Annotated in this window: 16 protein-coding genes; 12 read left to right on the top strand and 4 right to left on the bottom strand. The window is 37.8% G+C overall.

What is annotated here, in order from left to right:
• Positions 1 to 16 precede the first annotated feature (16 nt).
• From AA0X95_RS18145 to AA0X95_RS18120, 6 genes are all read left to right on the top strand, one after another.
• A complete protein-coding gene (locus AA0X95_RS18145) occupies positions 17 to 580 on the top strand; it encodes a TRAP transporter small permease (protein ID WP_413300279.1) in 564 nt (187 codons plus the stop codon).
• Positions 577 to 1,881 (top strand): TRAP transporter large permease, encoded by a 1,305-nt coding sequence (locus AA0X95_RS18140; RefSeq protein WP_413300277.1) that lies wholly within the window; start codon positions 577 to 579, stop codon positions 1,879 to 1,881. Before AA0X95_RS18145 ends, AA0X95_RS18140 begins: the two co-directional genes overlap by 4 nt.
• A gap of 78 nt (positions 1,882 to 1,959) precedes the next feature.
• A complete protein-coding gene (locus AA0X95_RS18135; protein WP_413310090.1) occupies positions 1,960 to 3,258 on the top strand; it encodes an aromatic ring-hydroxylating oxygenase subunit alpha in 1,299 nt (432 codons plus the stop codon).
• Positions 3,255 to 3,779 carry an aromatic-ring-hydroxylating dioxygenase subunit beta gene (locus tag AA0X95_RS18130; protein WP_413300275.1) on the top strand — a complete coding sequence of 175 codons (525 nt, stop codon included), beginning with the start codon at positions 3,255 to 3,257 and terminating at the stop codon, positions 3,777 to 3,779. The genes AA0X95_RS18135 and AA0X95_RS18130 overlap by 4 nt, the downstream gene beginning before the upstream one ends.
• 160 nt (positions 3,780 to 3,939) lie before the next feature.
• Positions 3,940 to 5,847 (top strand): PhoX family protein, encoded by a 1,908-nt coding sequence (locus tag AA0X95_RS18125; protein WP_413300273.1) that lies wholly within the window; start codon positions 3,940 to 3,942, stop codon positions 5,845 to 5,847.
• A 114-nt stretch (positions 5,848 to 5,961) separates the two neighbouring features.
• Positions 5,962 to 6,537 (top strand): DNA-3-methyladenine glycosylase I, encoded by a 576-nt coding sequence (locus tag AA0X95_RS18120; RefSeq protein WP_413300271.1) that lies wholly within the window; start codon positions 5,962 to 5,964, stop codon positions 6,535 to 6,537.
• Positions 6,538 to 6,610: 73 nt separating this feature from the next.
• On the opposite strand, the gene AA0X95_RS18115 is transcribed toward AA0X95_RS18120, so the two are convergent.
• The gene (locus tag AA0X95_RS18115; RefSeq protein ID WP_307288219.1) at positions 6,611 to 6,772 is read right to left on the bottom strand and encodes a hypothetical protein; all 162 of its coding nucleotides are present in this window, start codon (positions 6,770 to 6,772) and stop codon (positions 6,611 to 6,613) included.
• Positions 6,773 to 7,075: 303 nt separating this feature from the next.
• Between AA0X95_RS18115 and AA0X95_RS18110 the strand changes: the two genes are divergently transcribed.
• The 3 genes from AA0X95_RS18110 to AA0X95_RS18100 all read left to right on the top strand — a co-directional run bounded on the left by AA0X95_RS18110 (position 7,076) and on the right by AA0X95_RS18100 (position 8,991).
• Positions 7,076 to 7,726 (top strand): TetR/AcrR family transcriptional regulator, encoded by a 651-nt coding sequence (locus tag AA0X95_RS18110; protein WP_413300269.1) that lies wholly within the window; start codon positions 7,076 to 7,078, stop codon positions 7,724 to 7,726.
• A 102-nt stretch (positions 7,727 to 7,828) separates the two neighbouring features.
• Positions 7,829 to 8,500, top strand: a complete 672-nt coding sequence (locus AA0X95_RS18105) for a GTP pyrophosphokinase family protein (RefSeq protein WP_413310088.1) — start codon at positions 7,829 to 7,831, stop codon at positions 8,498 to 8,500.
• A 23-nt stretch (positions 8,501 to 8,523) separates the two neighbouring features.
• Complete coding sequence (locus AA0X95_RS18100) at positions 8,524 to 8,991, top strand: CBS domain-containing protein (RefSeq protein ID WP_413300267.1); 468 nt, start codon at positions 8,524 to 8,526, stop codon at positions 8,989 to 8,991.
• A gap of 637 nt (positions 8,992 to 9,628) precedes the next feature.
• Here AA0X95_RS18100 and AA0X95_RS18095 read toward each other — a convergent pair.
• Positions 9,629 to 10,771 carry a metallophosphoesterase gene (locus tag AA0X95_RS18095; protein ID WP_413300265.1) on the bottom strand — a complete coding sequence of 381 codons (1,143 nt, stop codon included), beginning with the start codon at positions 10,769 to 10,771 and terminating at the stop codon, positions 9,629 to 9,631.
• A 209-nt stretch (positions 10,772 to 10,980) separates the two neighbouring features.
• Between AA0X95_RS18095 and AA0X95_RS18090 the strand changes: the two genes are divergently transcribed.
• Positions 10,981 to 11,862, top strand: coding sequence for an alpha/beta fold hydrolase (locus AA0X95_RS18090; protein ID WP_413300263.1), 882 nt, complete (start codon positions 10,981 to 10,983; stop codon positions 11,860 to 11,862).
• A gap of 5 nt (positions 11,863 to 11,867) precedes the next feature.
• Complete coding sequence (locus AA0X95_RS18085; RefSeq protein WP_413300261.1) at positions 11,868 to 12,620, top strand: MBL fold metallo-hydrolase; 753 nt, start codon at positions 11,868 to 11,870, stop codon at positions 12,618 to 12,620.
• Positions 12,621 to 12,660: 40 nt separating this feature from the next.
• Here the strand turns inward: AA0X95_RS18085 and AA0X95_RS18080 are convergent, their stop codons facing one another.
• Entirely contained in the window at positions 12,661 to 13,164 is a 504-nt protein-coding gene (locus AA0X95_RS18080) for a DinB family protein (RefSeq protein WP_413300259.1), read from the bottom strand.
• Between the two features lie 127 nt (positions 13,165 to 13,291).
• Positions 13,292 to 13,762 carry a DinB family protein gene (locus AA0X95_RS18075; protein ID WP_413300257.1) on the bottom strand — a complete coding sequence of 157 codons (471 nt, stop codon included), beginning with the start codon at positions 13,760 to 13,762 and terminating at the stop codon, positions 13,292 to 13,294.
• 218 nt (positions 13,763 to 13,980) lie between these two features.
• Here AA0X95_RS18075 and AA0X95_RS18070 point away from each other — a divergent pair, with 218 nt between their 5' ends.
• Positions 13,981 to 14,745, top strand: a complete 765-nt coding sequence (locus tag AA0X95_RS18070; RefSeq protein ID WP_413300255.1) for an MBL fold metallo-hydrolase — start codon at positions 13,981 to 13,983, stop codon at positions 14,743 to 14,745.
• Positions 14,746 to 14,847 lie beyond the last annotated feature (102 nt).

The following is a 14,847-nucleotide window of genomic DNA, read 5'->3' as shown; positions in this document are numbered from 1 at the left end:
GATGAGGTGATATCTAATGAAGGAAGTGGTTCAGGAGAGTATGTCACTAGGAGCTTCGGCTCCTAGTGAGACCTCTACTCTTGAAAAAGTGGTGAATGGACTAGAAAAAGTCACCACTTTTCTTAATAATATTACACATAAAATTTCAAGCCTTTTGTTATTTTTTCTTATGTTTTTAACAACCGCCGATGTTTGCGGGAGATATTTTTTTAATAAACCGATTACTGGAACATATGAACTAACGGCTTTAACGTTATCTGTCATTATTTTCTTTAGTTTAGGAATGGCTCAAATTAAACGGGACCATATTGAAATTGACTTTTTAACAAATAAAATGCCAGCGAAAGTACAAGAAAGCTTGTACGCTTTAACTTCACTTATTCTTTTTGTCCTTGTTGCTCTAATGGGCTGGCAGTTATTCGAATTTATGAATAGGATTTTGTTGGGGAACGAATTGAGCGGTGATTTAGGGATGCCGTTATATATATTTGTTGCATTAACAGGCATTGGAGCCATATTATTTGCCTTAACATTTTTAGTTGACACGTTAAAATCGATCCTTAAGGTGGTGAAAAAATGAGTCCTGAATTAATTGGGGTAATAGGAATTGTTCTTTTACTTGCTCTCATCCTTTTAAGAATGTCTGTTGGGTTATCCTTATTTCTAGTAGGCTTTGTTGGTGTATCCTGGTTATCAGACTGGAATGTCGGATTATCACAGCTCGGGTCTTCGGCTTTTGGAACAGGTAATAACTATGGATTAAGTGTTATCCCCTTATTTATCTTGATGGGGATGTTTATGTCAAATACTGGTTTAGGGAAGGACTTATTTAATGCAGTAGATAAGTGGATTGGTCATTTGCGCGGGGGTCTTGCAATTGCAACCGTTGGTGCAAGTTCCATTTTTGCAGCGATTTCGGGATCATCCAATGCGACAACGGCGACACTTGCAAAAATTGCTATTCCAGAAATGAAGGAATATAAGTACAAAACGACCTTTTCTACGGCGGCAGTAGCCGCTGGTGGGACATTGGGGATTTTAATTCCACCAAGTGTCATTTTGATTTTATACGGAGCTTTAACATCTGAACCAATTGGTCCGTTGTTAATCGGGGGGTTAATTCCAGGGATTATCATGACGATTCTTTTCATGATCATGATTAACATCCAGGTTCGTTTAGACCCATCGATTGCCCCTCGAAAAAAAGAATCAGTAACAACAAAAGAAAAATTCCAATCATTAAAAAGTGTTTGGCCATTTTTATTGATTTTTGCGATTAGTATTGGCGGCATTTATTTTGGGGTTTTTACACCAAGTGAAGCGGGTGGAATTGGAGCAATTGGCGCCTTTTTCTTAACACTAATCACGAAGCGTTTAAATTTTTCAGGGTTGCTTTCTTCCTTAGATGAAACATTGAGACTAACTGTTATGTTGTTTCTTATTTTGATTGGTGCATCTTTGTTCGGCAAGTTCCTGGCCCTCAGCCAAATACCAATGTATTTAACAACGACAGTAGGGACATTAGATGTTTCACCGTATTTGATTCTAGCGATGATTCTTGTTGTTTACTTCATTCTAGGCATGTTCCTAGAAGGGATAGCCATCATGGTATTAACGTTGCCAATTGTTTACCCATTAATTACCCAACTAGGGTTTAACGGTTTATGGTTCGGGATTATCATGGTTATGGTTTTAAACATAGGAGTCCTAACTCCTCCACTTGGATTAAGTGTCTACATTATAAGCGGTGTTGTGAAGGATGTACCGATTGAGAAGATTTTTAAAGGCGTCATTCCTTCAGTCATTACGATGATTGTTTTCACTATTATTCTTATTATCTTCCCTGAAATAGTCACTTACTTGCCAAGCCTAATAAAATAACGAAATGGAAAGAGGGGAGTGGGGACATTGTTTAGAAAAACATTAGATAAACAAGCATTCGATCTGTTAAAAGAAAAAATGGAGCAAGGATTATTTCCGCAATGGGTGATTAATGACCCAGAAATTTATGACTTAGAAGTGGAAAAAATCTTTGGTCATACATGGCAGTTTTTAGGACATGAATCAGAACTCAAAGAACCAGGAAGTTATGTAACAAGATGGATGGTAAATGATCCGGTTTTACTTGTTAAAAACCGTAATGGGGAAATTAATGCGTTTTTAAACTCTTGTACACATCGTGGAACGATGTTATGTACAGCAGACCGCGGGAATAAGAAGACCTTTTCATGTCCCTATCATGGATGGACCTTTAATACCGATGGTGACTTAATTGGTATTGTTGCAGGCAATCAAGTGTACGGAGAGGAAATGTGTAAGGCAGAATGGAATCTGCGAAAAATTCCTCAGGTGGATAGCTATCAAGGAATGATTTTTGGTAACCTAGACCCGAATGCAGAACCATTAAAAGAATATTTAGGCGATATGAAGTGGTATTTTGATATTTTGCTAGGAAGAAGTGGCGGAATGGAAGTAAAAGGACTCCCACAGCGTTGGGTAGCCAAGGCCAACTGGAAAGCTACCGCTGAAAACTTCGCTGCCGACCCCTATCATGTTCAGACCACACACCGCTCTACCGTTGAGATGGGGATTAGTCCTTCTGATCCCTTATATGCAGGGTATGGGCACCAAGTAGTCTTAGAGAATGGACATGGAATTAATGTCATTACCTCCAAAACCGGCAAGGCAAGAGTACCATTTCAGGGCACACCTGAATCCATGTGGCCTTTGTTTGAACAGAATCTAACACCTGAGCAGTTGGATATTCAGTCGAAGGTAACCGTGTTTGTTGGCGGAGTCTATCCGAACCTTTCCTTTGTGAGTCCGATCCATGGAACGGAAGGACATTTACACAATTATTTAAACTTTCGGATGTGGAGACCGCTTGGTCCTGAAAAAGTAGAGGTCTGGTGCTGGTTCATGATTGATAAAGCGGCTCCTGAAGAATATAAGGAGGCAGCCTATAAGGGATATTTGGGATCCTTTGGTCCAACAGGAACACTGGAGCAGGATGATACAGAAAACTGGGCTCGCATTGTTGAGGTAAGCAAGGGCTTGATGATGCGCGATAAAGAGTTGAATTATAATAATGTAAATAATTATTTAATGGGACTTGGCCGTATTGAGCCAGATGTGAATTTTCCTGGCCCAGGTGTGGCTTACCCAACCACATATATTGATTCCATAGCAAGAAGTATGCATGAACGTTGGCTGGAGCTTATCTCGAAGGACCTGTTTGTAAAGGAGGAGAGTAAATGAGCTCCGAATTACAACAAAAAATAACACCTGAATTGCAAATGGAAATCACCAATCTTCTCTATCAAGAAGCCTATTTGTTGGATAATGGAAAATACAAGGAATGGTTAGATTTATTAGAGGATGATCTTCAATACCGAATGCCGTTACGTGAGACCAGGGAAGGAGTAGGAGTGAATAACATCTCTCTGGATAGTTCCTTCTTTGATGAAACAAAAACAAGCTTAACGACAAGGGCTAATCGGTTATATACGAAATCAGCCTGGGTTGAAAATCCCGCTACCCGCCAACGTCATTTTATAACAAATGTGATGGTGGAAGCGACCACTAATCCAAATGAATTTAAAGTAAGAAGTTATTTCCTCTTTCAAAGAAGTAGAGGATCTACTCATGATATTGAGCAAATGTTTGGAGAAAGACATGATATCATCCGAAAAGTAAATAATGATTATAAGATTGCAGCTAGAACAATCTATCCGGATCAAGCTGTCATCACTACCATGAATATGAGTATGTTTTTATAGAAAAAGCCCATTAAAGTTTTTATGCTTTAATGGGTTTTTTATGCAATTTTAAACTATCTTTACATTAATTAATGATATCTCAACATTCCGTTAATCTTCCCTTAATAGTGTTGCGTTTTAATAGAATAGTAGTAATTAACACACTAGGAGGGCAAAAACGATGAAAAAAAGATTAACAGTTGCATTAGCTCTAGGATTAATGATACCTGCTGTAACACCTGCGGCGGCTGCAGGCAAAGATATTTCCATTGATTCATTTAAGTTCAATTCTATGAAGGCGCCGGCTTCCATTGAAGACATGGTGAAAACATATACAAGTGCATCAATGGATGTTACATATAGTGATGGTAAAACAAGAAACTTCCCTCTAACTTATAAACAATTATTCCTTTCAGATGAAAAGATTGTAACAAACAAAGGTGAAAAAATTCCTGCTGGAACACCAATTGATGTTAACGGTAATCCAATCATAGACAAGAGTGTCCCTGGTCAGGAATCCTATTATATTTCAGATGCGCCAGACTCGAATAGCTTAATGAATGTAGGCGGGAATCTATTCATGGTATCTCATTTTGAATATGATTCATTAGATAACGCTGGTAAATCAGCATATGGTGTGGTTCCAGCATCCATGACACTAACACACCTAAACCAAGATAAAAGAACTGGAGAATTATCCGTTAAGGATGCTAAAAAGATTGATTTCTCAAGCGTAAACGGCTTATGGATTCCATGTAATGGGTCAACTTCACCTTGGGGAACCCATTTAGGATCAGAGGAATATGAACCAAACGCACGACAATTCGAGGCTGAGATTGGAACAGATAAAGATTCTACGAATGTTAAAGGCTTTGCAAAGCTTTACTTTGGCGATGAATCAAAAGCAAATCCTTATAATTATGGTTTTATTCCAGAAGTAACAGTCAAGCCAAATGGTGATACGAGTGTGGTTAAACACTATAGCGCTGGTCGTTTTTCTCATGAAATTATGACAGTGATGCCTGATAATAAGACAGCATTCTTCGGGGATGATGGAAATTATACCGTAACGTTTATGTATGTGGCTGATAAGGAAAAAGACTTATCTGCAGGAACTCTATACGCAGCGAAATTCGTTCAAACAAGTGCAGAAAACGGTGGATCTGGTAACCTTGAGTGGGTGAAGCTAGGACATGCTTCAGATGACGAAGTTAGAGCGATTATTGACAAGGGAACAAAATTCAGTGACATTTTTGAAACGGCAAGTGAGCCAACTGAAGAGTTTACAGCAATCAAAACAGATTCCAGCGGTGGAAAAACGGAATATATCAAATTAAAGCCAGGCATGGAAAAAGCAGCAGCCTTCCTTGAATCTCGACGTTATGCAGCTTTAAAGGGTGCGACTGCAGAGTTCCGTAAAATGGAGGGTATTACGGTTAATGCAAAAGATAAAAAAGTATATATGGCCATTTCAGAAATTGGTAAAGCCATGGTGGAAGATACAACTCATGTGGACCCTGTAGATGATGTTCATTTAAATAAAATTAATGCTGGTGGAACATATGAGCTTAATTTAACGGGTGGTTTAAAAGACAAGGATGGCAACAAAATCAATAGTGAATACGCGGCTTCTAATATGAAAGCAATGGTAGTTGGTGAAGATTTAGCTGCAACAGATGCTTACGGAAATAAAGCAAATCCAGACAAAATTTCTAAGCCAGATAACCTGAGCTATTCTGAAAAAATGAGAACATTATTTATCGGTGAAGATGGCGGGGAGCATACGAACAACTTTGTATGGGCCTATAATGTGGATACTAAGGAGCTCTCTCGTGTGTTATCTGTACCAGTGGGAGCTGAAGCCACAGGATTACGTGTCCTTGACAACTTCAATGGCTTCTCTTATGTATTGAGCAATTATCAGCACCCAGGTGACGAGCTCGAGAATTTCCAAGGTACAGCCGTGAATAAAGAAGAGTTAGAGAAGGCAATCGAAGCAGGGATTGGAATCGACAAAAAAGGTGGAGTAGGCTATATTGCTGGATTGCCGCAGATAAACGGAAAACACAAAAAGGGTGGAAAAAAATAATTGTGAGGATGGTGGAATCAAGTAATTGATTCCACCAAATTTTTAAATAAAATTAGAACATTTGTTCTTGATGGTATTTTCTGATATACTAAAATAAAAAAAGGTGGGGTAGTAATGAATAGGTGCGGTTGGGTAAATCAGGATCCATTATATATTGATTATCATGACCATGAATGGGGAGTTCCGGTGTATGATGATCAATTATTGTTTGAATACTTAAATTTAGAAGGGGCGCAAGCAGGGCTTAGCTGGTATACGATTTTAAAGAAGCGGGAGAATTATCGAAAAGCATTTGATCAATTTGATGCAGAAAAAATTATCCGTTACGACGATAAAAAAATCGAAGAGCTTATACATAATGAAGGAATTGTTCGGAACAAGTTAAAAATCAATGCAGTCATTACCAATGCACGAGCATATATGAAGGTAAAAGAGGAATTCGGCTCCTTCCAGACCTACATTTGGTCCTTTGTCGATGGGAAACCGATCCAAAATCATTTCAAAGAATTATCAGAGGTCCCAGCAACAACCGAAATCAGCGATAAGTTAAGTAAGGATTTAAAGAAACGCGGATTTAAATTTGTAGGGTCGACAATTTGTTATGCGTTCATGCAAGCAACAGGAATGGTAAACGATCATATCGTTACATGTGATTGCTACCAAAAAGCTGTTCCGGCTACAAGATCATAAAAAAGCGATGCTCTCTTAAGAAAGAGGCATCGCTTTTCTGTGTGTAATATGAAATGTGGAAAAATCGTAACAATTACTTGGATGGTTTCTCCACTAGAAAATCTGAGGCAGGGATCGGAATAATCTTCCCGCCAATTTGGACATGAACGGTATCGTTGAAAATGGCTTTTACAATCCCCTTTAAAGAGATTGTTGAATTAACAGAGATTTTTTTTGATTCAGATTGATTGGCCAAATTAATCAACACCTTCCGATAGTTGGTAAAATATATGAAAAAAAACGATAAATCGTGATAAAGATACTATAAATAATTCGAAAAAAAATGAAGATCTCCTGCTTTAGAAAATTATTTTTGAAAAAAATGCAAAGGAGTAGGTTATGTTACAATCCTTTTCATTATAAAAGGGGTGTGAAACAATGAAAAAGTTATAACATGAACCTTAGTTCAAGTATCACACGTTAGTGAAAACCTGTCAACAAAAACATGAACTATGGTTCAATTTTTAAAAAAGTGGTATGATAATCATGAGGTGATAAAATGTCTGAACATGAAGACATTCAAGTTGGTGAGTTCCCATTTGTCCCAAAACAGGAACGTGCCCAGCAAAAGAGAAACTCGTTGCTTGAAAGTGGACATGCATTGTTCATTTCAAAAGGGTACGAGCAAACAACGGCAAAAGAAATTGCCGCACATGCAGGGGTAGCCACCGGGACTTTTTATCGTTATTTTTCAGATAAACGACAGCTGCTGTTGTCATTGCTAGAAGATAAATTAGATAGGATTCTCCCTCCTGAACCAAGCTTGGCTTCTTGCAATCCAGAAGAGGTATTAGCGACAACTTTGGAGGCGCATTATAAGCGGTTAAGTGAATTAGGGCTAAACAGAGTTTTGCCTGAACTGTTACTTAAAGACATAGAGCTTTCTGAAGTGATAGGGACTGCAAGAAGGAAGGTCCTTAACAGAATTCATTTAGGATTAAGTCAAGCTCAAGAAAAAGGATTAACATGGAAGGACCTTGACTTGGAAACAGTCTCTTGGGCCGTCATGGTACTAGTGGAAAATGGATATGAAAAAGAGCGTCAAACAGGGAAAAAGGCAAATTATCAAAATATAGCTAAAGTCATCTGTAGGATGATTTTTCCACCTGAGATTTTGACACGGCTGCGAACCAATCACACGATGGATTAAAAAGGATTAATTCATTTTCAGAGAGGAAGTTATCATTTGTCAATTGGACAAGGTATTGGTTTAAAGGAATTGAAGGAAATAAAGGTTGAATTAACTCGATTCATGATGGCGTATAAGTTTGCCTTAGATGAAATGAATACAAAAATTAATATCTTAAAAGATGAGTTTAATTATATTCATGATTATAATCCAATAGAACATGTGAAATCACGATTAAAGTCACCTGAAAGTATATTGAAAAAAATGTATCGAAAAGGTTATGACTTTTCGCTTCAATCAATTAAAGAAAATGTTAAAGATATTGCAGGGATCCGTATTACTTGTTCGTTTATCTCTGACATTTATGAATTATATACAATGATTGCGAATCAAAAAGATATCCGGGTGGTTGAGACGAAGGATTATATCAAAAATCCAAAGTCGAATGGGTACCAAAGTCTTCATCTCATACTAGAGATTCCTATCTTCATGTCAGATCGTGAAGAGTTAACGTATGTTGAGGTTCAAATTCGCACGATTGCTATGGATTTTTGGGCAAGCCTAGAACACAAAATATATTATAAATACAACAAGGAAGTTCCAACATATATGCTGACGGAACTTAAAGATGCAGCCATAATGGCAGCACAATTGGACCGGAAAATGGAAGAACTCCATAAAGAAGTTTCTAAAATAAAGCAAGCAGATAAGGAAGAAGAAAAGCTCTTTCTGTTTGAAAAAGGTAAATTCGCTATTCCATTATTAGAAACAATTTTACAAAAAAGCAAAAATTGATTCTATTGAAAGTGGTGACGAATATGAAGGTCAGAGATTTCATGGTGAGGGATGTTATTTCAGTTAGACCGAATAGTTCCATAAAGGACGTAATGACAACGTTTGTTGAGAAGAAAATTGGCGGAGTTCCGATTGTGGACGAAAATGGTAAGCTTTCAGGTATTGTAACCGATGGGGATATTTTGCGTGCGATTAAGCCTATTGACCGCAGAATCCAGGATTACTTCAGTTTTATCACTTATGTTGCAGAAGAAGATTTGGAAGAGCGCTTGGTTGAGATGGCTAAAGTGGAGATCATTCGAATGGCAAAGACCAATGGAATCGTGTCTGTACATCCAAATGATGATATGAAAACAGTGGTAACACTTTTATCCAAACACCACTTTAAGAAACTTCCTGTCATCGATGAAACCAACCATGTGGTCGGGGTCATCAGCCGAGGAGATGTCATTAGAAACATTCAGCAAACTATAGTCAAAAGCTTAGAATAAGGAGCTTTCTTACATAGAATGCGGCTAGATCTACTTTTGTTTCTTAGGAATTTTGGCCTATTTAGAAGTAGAGGGTCTCTACGTATGCTTTTATCTGAAGAAAAGCTTAAAAAGTAGAATTAGAAGTATTCTACCTAAAATTCTACCTTGAATAACTGTGGATCACTTTTAACAGTTATTTCATTCATTGATGTGCAAATACTTTTGCATGGATGTCTGTTATCATTCATTGTTGATTTTCGTGTTGGTATGAGAATCATAAGAGGAGAAATTCCCTCTATTGTATAAAAAGTAAGCTTAATAAGCAGAAATAAGAGGAGAAATTCCCCTTAACTGCTCTAAAATAAGACAAAATCCAACGATTTGGATCAAATAAAGGGAAAAAATACCCTTATATTAAAGGAAATAAGGGTATTTCCCAATTTAAGCGGAATTTTTCCCTTTATTTTTCAAACACTGTGAAATCAACATTGAGTTATAACACAGCCTTCTTAAAAAAGTTTGAGTTGGGAGGGTCTACGTTTATTTTGCCCGTTAGACATAGCAAAATATCGAGATAGTGAGCCTTTTCTCAAATATTCCCCAAAAAAATAAAAAGCAAATAAACTCCCAGCAGAGTTATGCTGGGAGTTTTGTATTAATTTATGTTGCTATTAGAAGCTTCTGCGAAATCAGTAAACGTCACATCTAATTCTATAATTTCAGAACGGCTGCCTATCCGTAGGGGCGGACCCCAAAAGCCGTAACCCGATGAGACGATGGTATGTAGCTGTTCTCTTTGGAGATAACCCCAATCCACTTCAAACATTCTACGGGTAATCAAGTGGTTCGGGGCCATTTGCCCTCTGTGGGTGTGACCTGAAAGCAGCAGGTCCACTTGATTCTTCGCCGCTTGCTTCACCTCAGCAGGTTGATGGTCCATCATAATAATTGGCAGGGAATGGTCAATATTAGAAAGTAAATTATCAATCGGCATTCTGTTGCTGTCGGTCTTATCTTTTCTACCCACTAAATAAAAACTTTCTGCAATCTTGACGACCTCATCCATTAAGATAGTAATTCCGTTTTGTTCCATCTCTTGCAGGTACTTCGGTATCCCGCCCCCATAATATTCATGATTACCTAGAACACCATAAATACCTAGTGGTGCTGATAATCCGCTCATGATTTTTCCCATGTTCTTCTTGATAAATGGCTCAGGATCATCATCAATAATATCACCAGGCAACAAAATAATATCTGGCTTAAGGGCATTCACTTCCCGAACGAGCCTACGTGCATGAGCTGGCCCCGAAAGTCTGCCAAAGTGCATATCAGAAGCCATGGCAATTTTAAGCTGAGTCCGAGATTGGCCCTGTTTTGGGATTTCAATGGAGAATTTCCGTACAACAGGGCTATAGGCATTAAACGTACCAACAATGAATAAGACAATAAAGGAAGTAAGTACAATCCCGCCTATCCAAATGACCACCGTTGTCTTAGGCAGACCGAAAAATATTAATGCAAATGCAATCAGGTTTGCAATGGGGAGGAATAAAATAGCATACTGGAGAACTCCGAACCAATACGATCCAATCATTTTAAATATCGGCAAGCTTTTCATGAAATGACCAATAATGTAGGAAAAAGAAATTAGTGTAATAAGGATCCCATAGGTCCATTTTGTCTCAAGTCCAAAGGACGAATGGAGCCACAACCAGCCGTTCCAGCCAATGTAAAAGGTTAAAGCAGAATAAACAATAATCATAAGCAGGAAATTTATAATATAGCGTGGTTTCATATGTCAGCTCCTTCAATAGATAAAAATACCTAAAAACATGAATAGTAGTTCAAGTATTGCATGGAAAGAATACACTGTCAACAAAACATCACTTTTAGATACATAAGATAACTTTTGGTTATAAGTGTATAAGTTTTAAGTATTTCCTATTTTTGGTTTTACGCTATATTCTATTTTTATAGAAACCATAACCGGAGGGAAGGAAAAACATGGAGTATTTTTATGGAAAAGGATCAGATAACGTCATACTACATTATGTTAGAAAAGGAACTGAACATAACCGTACAGTCATATTGTTGCACGGATGGCCTGGATATTGGTTTGATTGGCGGTATGTCATACCTAGCCTATCAGAAAGCTTTAATGTGATTGCACCTGATTTTAGAGGATTCGGGAACTCAGACAAACCAAATGTAACCCCACAGGAAGGTTATACCCCAGAGCACCATGCAAGAGATATCATATCCCTTATGAAGAACTTAAACATAGAAAAGGCTATTTTAGTAGCCCATGATATTGGTGCTACAGTTGCGCAGACTATTGCGAAAAGCTTTCCTGAATATGTTGAGGGACTCGTTCTATTAAACCCGCCATACCAGGGGATAGGCACACGCCGTTTTGAGCCATCTATTCAAAAAGAATTCTGGTATCAACACCTTCATAATCTAACATTGGTAGAGACGATTATTGGGAATTCGAAGGAAGCAATTAAACACTATATCACCTATTTCTATGATCATTGGACAGGAAGCAAAGTAAAAGCCACTCCAGAAGATTTAGAGAAAATTGTCAACCTTTTTTGTCAGGAGGACTTTTTTATGAAAAGTATTGCTTATTACCGGGCAAGAGCGGCAGCAAAAACGGTTCAGTCCATTAATCAAACCCAAGCGGCTCCAATTAGACAAAAGACGGAGGTGTTATGGGGAGAAGAGGATCCAGTTATGCTTGCGGCCTGGTCTGATAAGTTAGAGGACTATTTTTCAGATGTATCCCTTAAGAAGTTGTCGAGGATTGGCCATTTTGTTCCTTTTGAAGCTCCTGATGAAGTGGTAGCAGCAGTAATAAAATTGGATAAAAAAATAACGAGGTGAAACACATGAACATTCAACTAATTAGGCATGCAACAATCAAACTCCATCTAAACGGCCAAACCATCCTGGTTGATCCGATGTTTAGTTCGAAGGGGTTACTTGGACCGGTGGGGAATGCAGCTAATGAATATAGAAACCCTCTAGTCGATCTACCGATGACGGTGGAAGAAATCGTAAGAGATATAGATGCAATTATCATAACACATACACATCGTGATCATTTAGATGAACGAGCGGTAGAATTACTTCCAAAGGGTCTCCCTGTTTTTTGCCAGCCTGAAGATGAGCAAAAGCTACTTGCACAAGGTTTTATACAGGTAATCAAAGTACAGAATGAAAAGGGTTGGAATGGAATTCAATTCATAAGAACTAGGGGTCAGCATGGGACAGGGGAATTAAGGAAACAAATGGGTCCCGTGTCAGGGTTTGTTTTAAAAGCAGTAGATGAGCCGGTCGTTTACTTGGCAGGTGATACGATCTGGTGTATGGATGTAGAAGAAGCGATTTCTCACTATTTGCCAGAAGTTATTATACTAAATGGAGGAGAAGCACAATTCTTAACGGGGGATCCCATTACGATGGGAGTCACGGATATTGAAAAGGTTCATAGGGCAAGTCCTTCATCGAAAATAGTAGTAGTCCATATGGAATCATGGAATCACTGCTTGTTCACGCGAAGAGAGCTAAGAAAATCGATTACATTCCATCAGCTACCAAATCTATTTGTTCCGAATGATGGAATGTCTCTAGTTTTTTAATCTGGATTTTGAAAATAGCTTGGCGGATGCCAAGCTATTTCTATTGAATGCCGAAGAAGTATTTTATTTCCTTAATTTGCTCAATATGTCGCTGGTCATGTAAATATATAAGGTCAATCCATTGATTTAAGGATAATTCACCAAAGATTGGATGCTTTGCAGATTTTTCATACAAAATAGACTTGTCCTCCACCCTGTCGAGAACAGCGAGTAAGTAGGTTCTCGAATCATTTAATAGCTCAGTGACTTGCACTAATTCGTATGGTTCTAAAGCTGGCTTTACGATTTCTGGAGCCTCTACTTTAATGTTCCGGTCTAATAGAACCTGGATATTTTTTTGTTTTAAGTGATTAGTAGGTGGTTGCTTTAGACCATATTCAATGGCACGCGCAAATAATTTCTCCGTAATAGCAAGATGATGACAAACTTGGGCGATACTCCATTTGTTAGGTTCAGAACGATTATTCAATTCTTTGAAACCTAGTAAACTAATTTCGTTCAACAGGGTAGTTCTTGTTTCTAATAGATGGTGTTCTTGGGTCATGAATGTCCCCCCTTAGCAAAAATGAAATACTCAACTATATATTATTACATGTTTTTATGACCTAGTACTAAATGAAAGAAATAAAAAAAGGCTGTTGATTGGAACTATTCATACAGCCTTCTTATCTTCACTCGATGAAACTTTTTTTCGCATGTTCGTACACATCTTTCATTTGCTTCATATGGTGTTCATCATGTTCAACCATACCTGTCAAATATTTTTCAAGGGTATAGGAATGCTCTCCAATTGTAAAAGCGGTTTGGAGATCCGCTTTTGCTAATTCCTCTAGAAGGATTTTCCGATTGTTAACAAATTGATCAATAAGTTCATTTTTACTAATACCAGAATGAGCAAAGTTTTGAGCATCATTGTTAATTGCTTGGACATCGACTTGGCCGGATGGAAGGGTATCACCAGCTAACATCATTGGTAATCGAGAATTTTGAATGTATTGATCCCAAAGGTAAAGATGGGCAACGATGGCAGCTGATGACCATTTTCCCTCACTAATTGGTGAGAAGAAAATGCGATCACCTTCCACTTGCTTTATTTCCTCTAAAAATGGAATGATGGTTCCGAATTGTGAGACAACATTCATAGAAAAACCTCCCAAAAATTATTGTTACTGTAACCCTAGAATACCAGTTTTTATGTGTACTAGGTATTGTTCTTTAGTCATATGGTAATAACGATTAGTTATGGGGTTATTACTTTTAACTATTATCTTTGCTCAACGACATCTTGATACTATAAAGATAGAAGTTTAATTATGATACGTGAAACTTCTATTAAATTAATAGTGGGAGGTTAAACGAAATGCAAATAAAAAAATTATCATGGGCGAGTATATTAATAAAAACGAACGAAACAACTGTCCTAGTTGACCCACTAGGGGGACCCATTAAGGGCCAGGATAAACCACTAGCTGCTAAAATTGGTGATCCTTTGGAACCACTTGTTTCATTGGAAACGATAGAGCAACCAGACGTAATCTTGGTAACACATGTTCATCCAGACCATTTTGATTACCAATCTGTTCTTCAACATATTGGTGAGAATGTAAAAATCTTTGTCCCAATGGATTCCATTGATTATGTAAAGAAGCTTGGTTTTCGTCATGTAGTGGGTGCACATCCGAATAATGAGTTCGAATTTAAAGATGTAAAAATGATTGCATCCTATTCAGTGGATGGCTTTGGTTCTCCCCAGGTCTCATGGATCATTAAGGATGAGCAGCATACAGTCATACATTGCGGTGACACCCAGTGGCATGGATATTGGTGGAGAATGGAGAATCAATATGGGCCCATTCATGCAGCCTGTCTTCCAGTCAATGGTCCAATCTTACAAGTAGTAGGGTTAAAGGAACAAAGTCAATTACCTGCATGCTTAACCCCAGAAGAGGCAGTTGAAGCAACCAAAATATTAGGTGCTAAGCTAATTCCTATTCATTACTCTACCTTTAACAATCCGCCATATTACAATGAAACTGACAATATTGAAGAAAGATTAATTTTGCAGGCTAATCAGCGTGGTGTTGAAGTAACATTCCTGAAAACAAATGAGCAGATAATTATGTAGAAATTGTCTCAATTGACCTCATTAAAAGGGGTCTTTTTTTTTGTGTTTTTTATTCACTTATGCTCCTCATTATTGTAATCTAAAGTCAAGGGAAAAATTGGT

Source organism: Neobacillus phoenicis, assembly GCF_047302305.1.
Classification (GTDB): Bacteria; Bacillota; Bacilli; order Bacillales; family Cytobacillaceae; genus Neobacillus.
The sequence above is the reverse complement of the archived record's forward strand: the minus strand, read 5'-3'. Positions and strand labels throughout refer to the sequence as shown.

Coding starts and splice junctions, on each gene's coding strand:
- AA0X95_RS18145 (WP_413300279.1), top strand. CDS start 17: ATGAAGGAAGTGGTTCAGGAGAGTATGTCACTAGGAGCTTCGGCTCCT.
- AA0X95_RS18140 (WP_413300277.1), top strand. CDS start 577: ATGAGTCCTGAATTAATTGGGGTAATAGGAATTGTTCTTTTACTTGCT.
- AA0X95_RS18135 (WP_413310090.1), top strand. CDS start 1,960: ATGGAGCAAGGATTATTTCCGCAATGGGTGATTAATGACCCAGAAATT.
- AA0X95_RS18130 (WP_413300275.1), top strand. CDS start 3,255: ATGAGCTCCGAATTACAACAAAAAATAACACCTGAATTGCAAATGGAA.
- AA0X95_RS18125 (WP_413300273.1), top strand. CDS start 3,940: ATGAAAAAAAGATTAACAGTTGCATTAGCTCTAGGATTAATGATACCT.
- AA0X95_RS18120 (WP_413300271.1), top strand. CDS start 5,962: ATGAATAGGTGCGGTTGGGTAAATCAGGATCCATTATATATTGATTAT.
- AA0X95_RS18110 (WP_413300269.1), top strand. CDS start 7,076: ATGTCTGAACATGAAGACATTCAAGTTGGTGAGTTCCCATTTGTCCCA.
- AA0X95_RS18105 (WP_413310088.1), top strand. CDS start 7,829: ATGATGGCGTATAAGTTTGCCTTAGATGAAATGAATACAAAAATTAAT.
- AA0X95_RS18100 (WP_413300267.1), top strand. CDS start 8,524: ATGAAGGTCAGAGATTTCATGGTGAGGGATGTTATTTCAGTTAGACCG.
- AA0X95_RS18095 (WP_413300265.1), bottom strand. CDS start 10,771: ATGAAACCACGCTATATTATAAATTTCCTGCTTATGATTATTGTTTAT.
- AA0X95_RS18090 (WP_413300263.1), top strand. CDS start 10,981: ATGGAGTATTTTTATGGAAAAGGATCAGATAACGTCATACTACATTAT.
- AA0X95_RS18085 (WP_413300261.1), top strand. CDS start 11,868: ATGAACATTCAACTAATTAGGCATGCAACAATCAAACTCCATCTAAAC.
- AA0X95_RS18080 (WP_413300259.1), bottom strand. CDS start 13,164: ATGACCCAAGAACACCATCTATTAGAAACAAGAACTACCCTGTTGAAC.
- AA0X95_RS18075 (WP_413300257.1), bottom strand. CDS start 13,762: ATGAATGTTGTCTCACAATTCGGAACCATCATTCCATTTTTAGAGGAA.
- AA0X95_RS18070 (WP_413300255.1), top strand. CDS start 13,981: ATGCAAATAAAAAAATTATCATGGGCGAGTATATTAATAAAAACGAAC.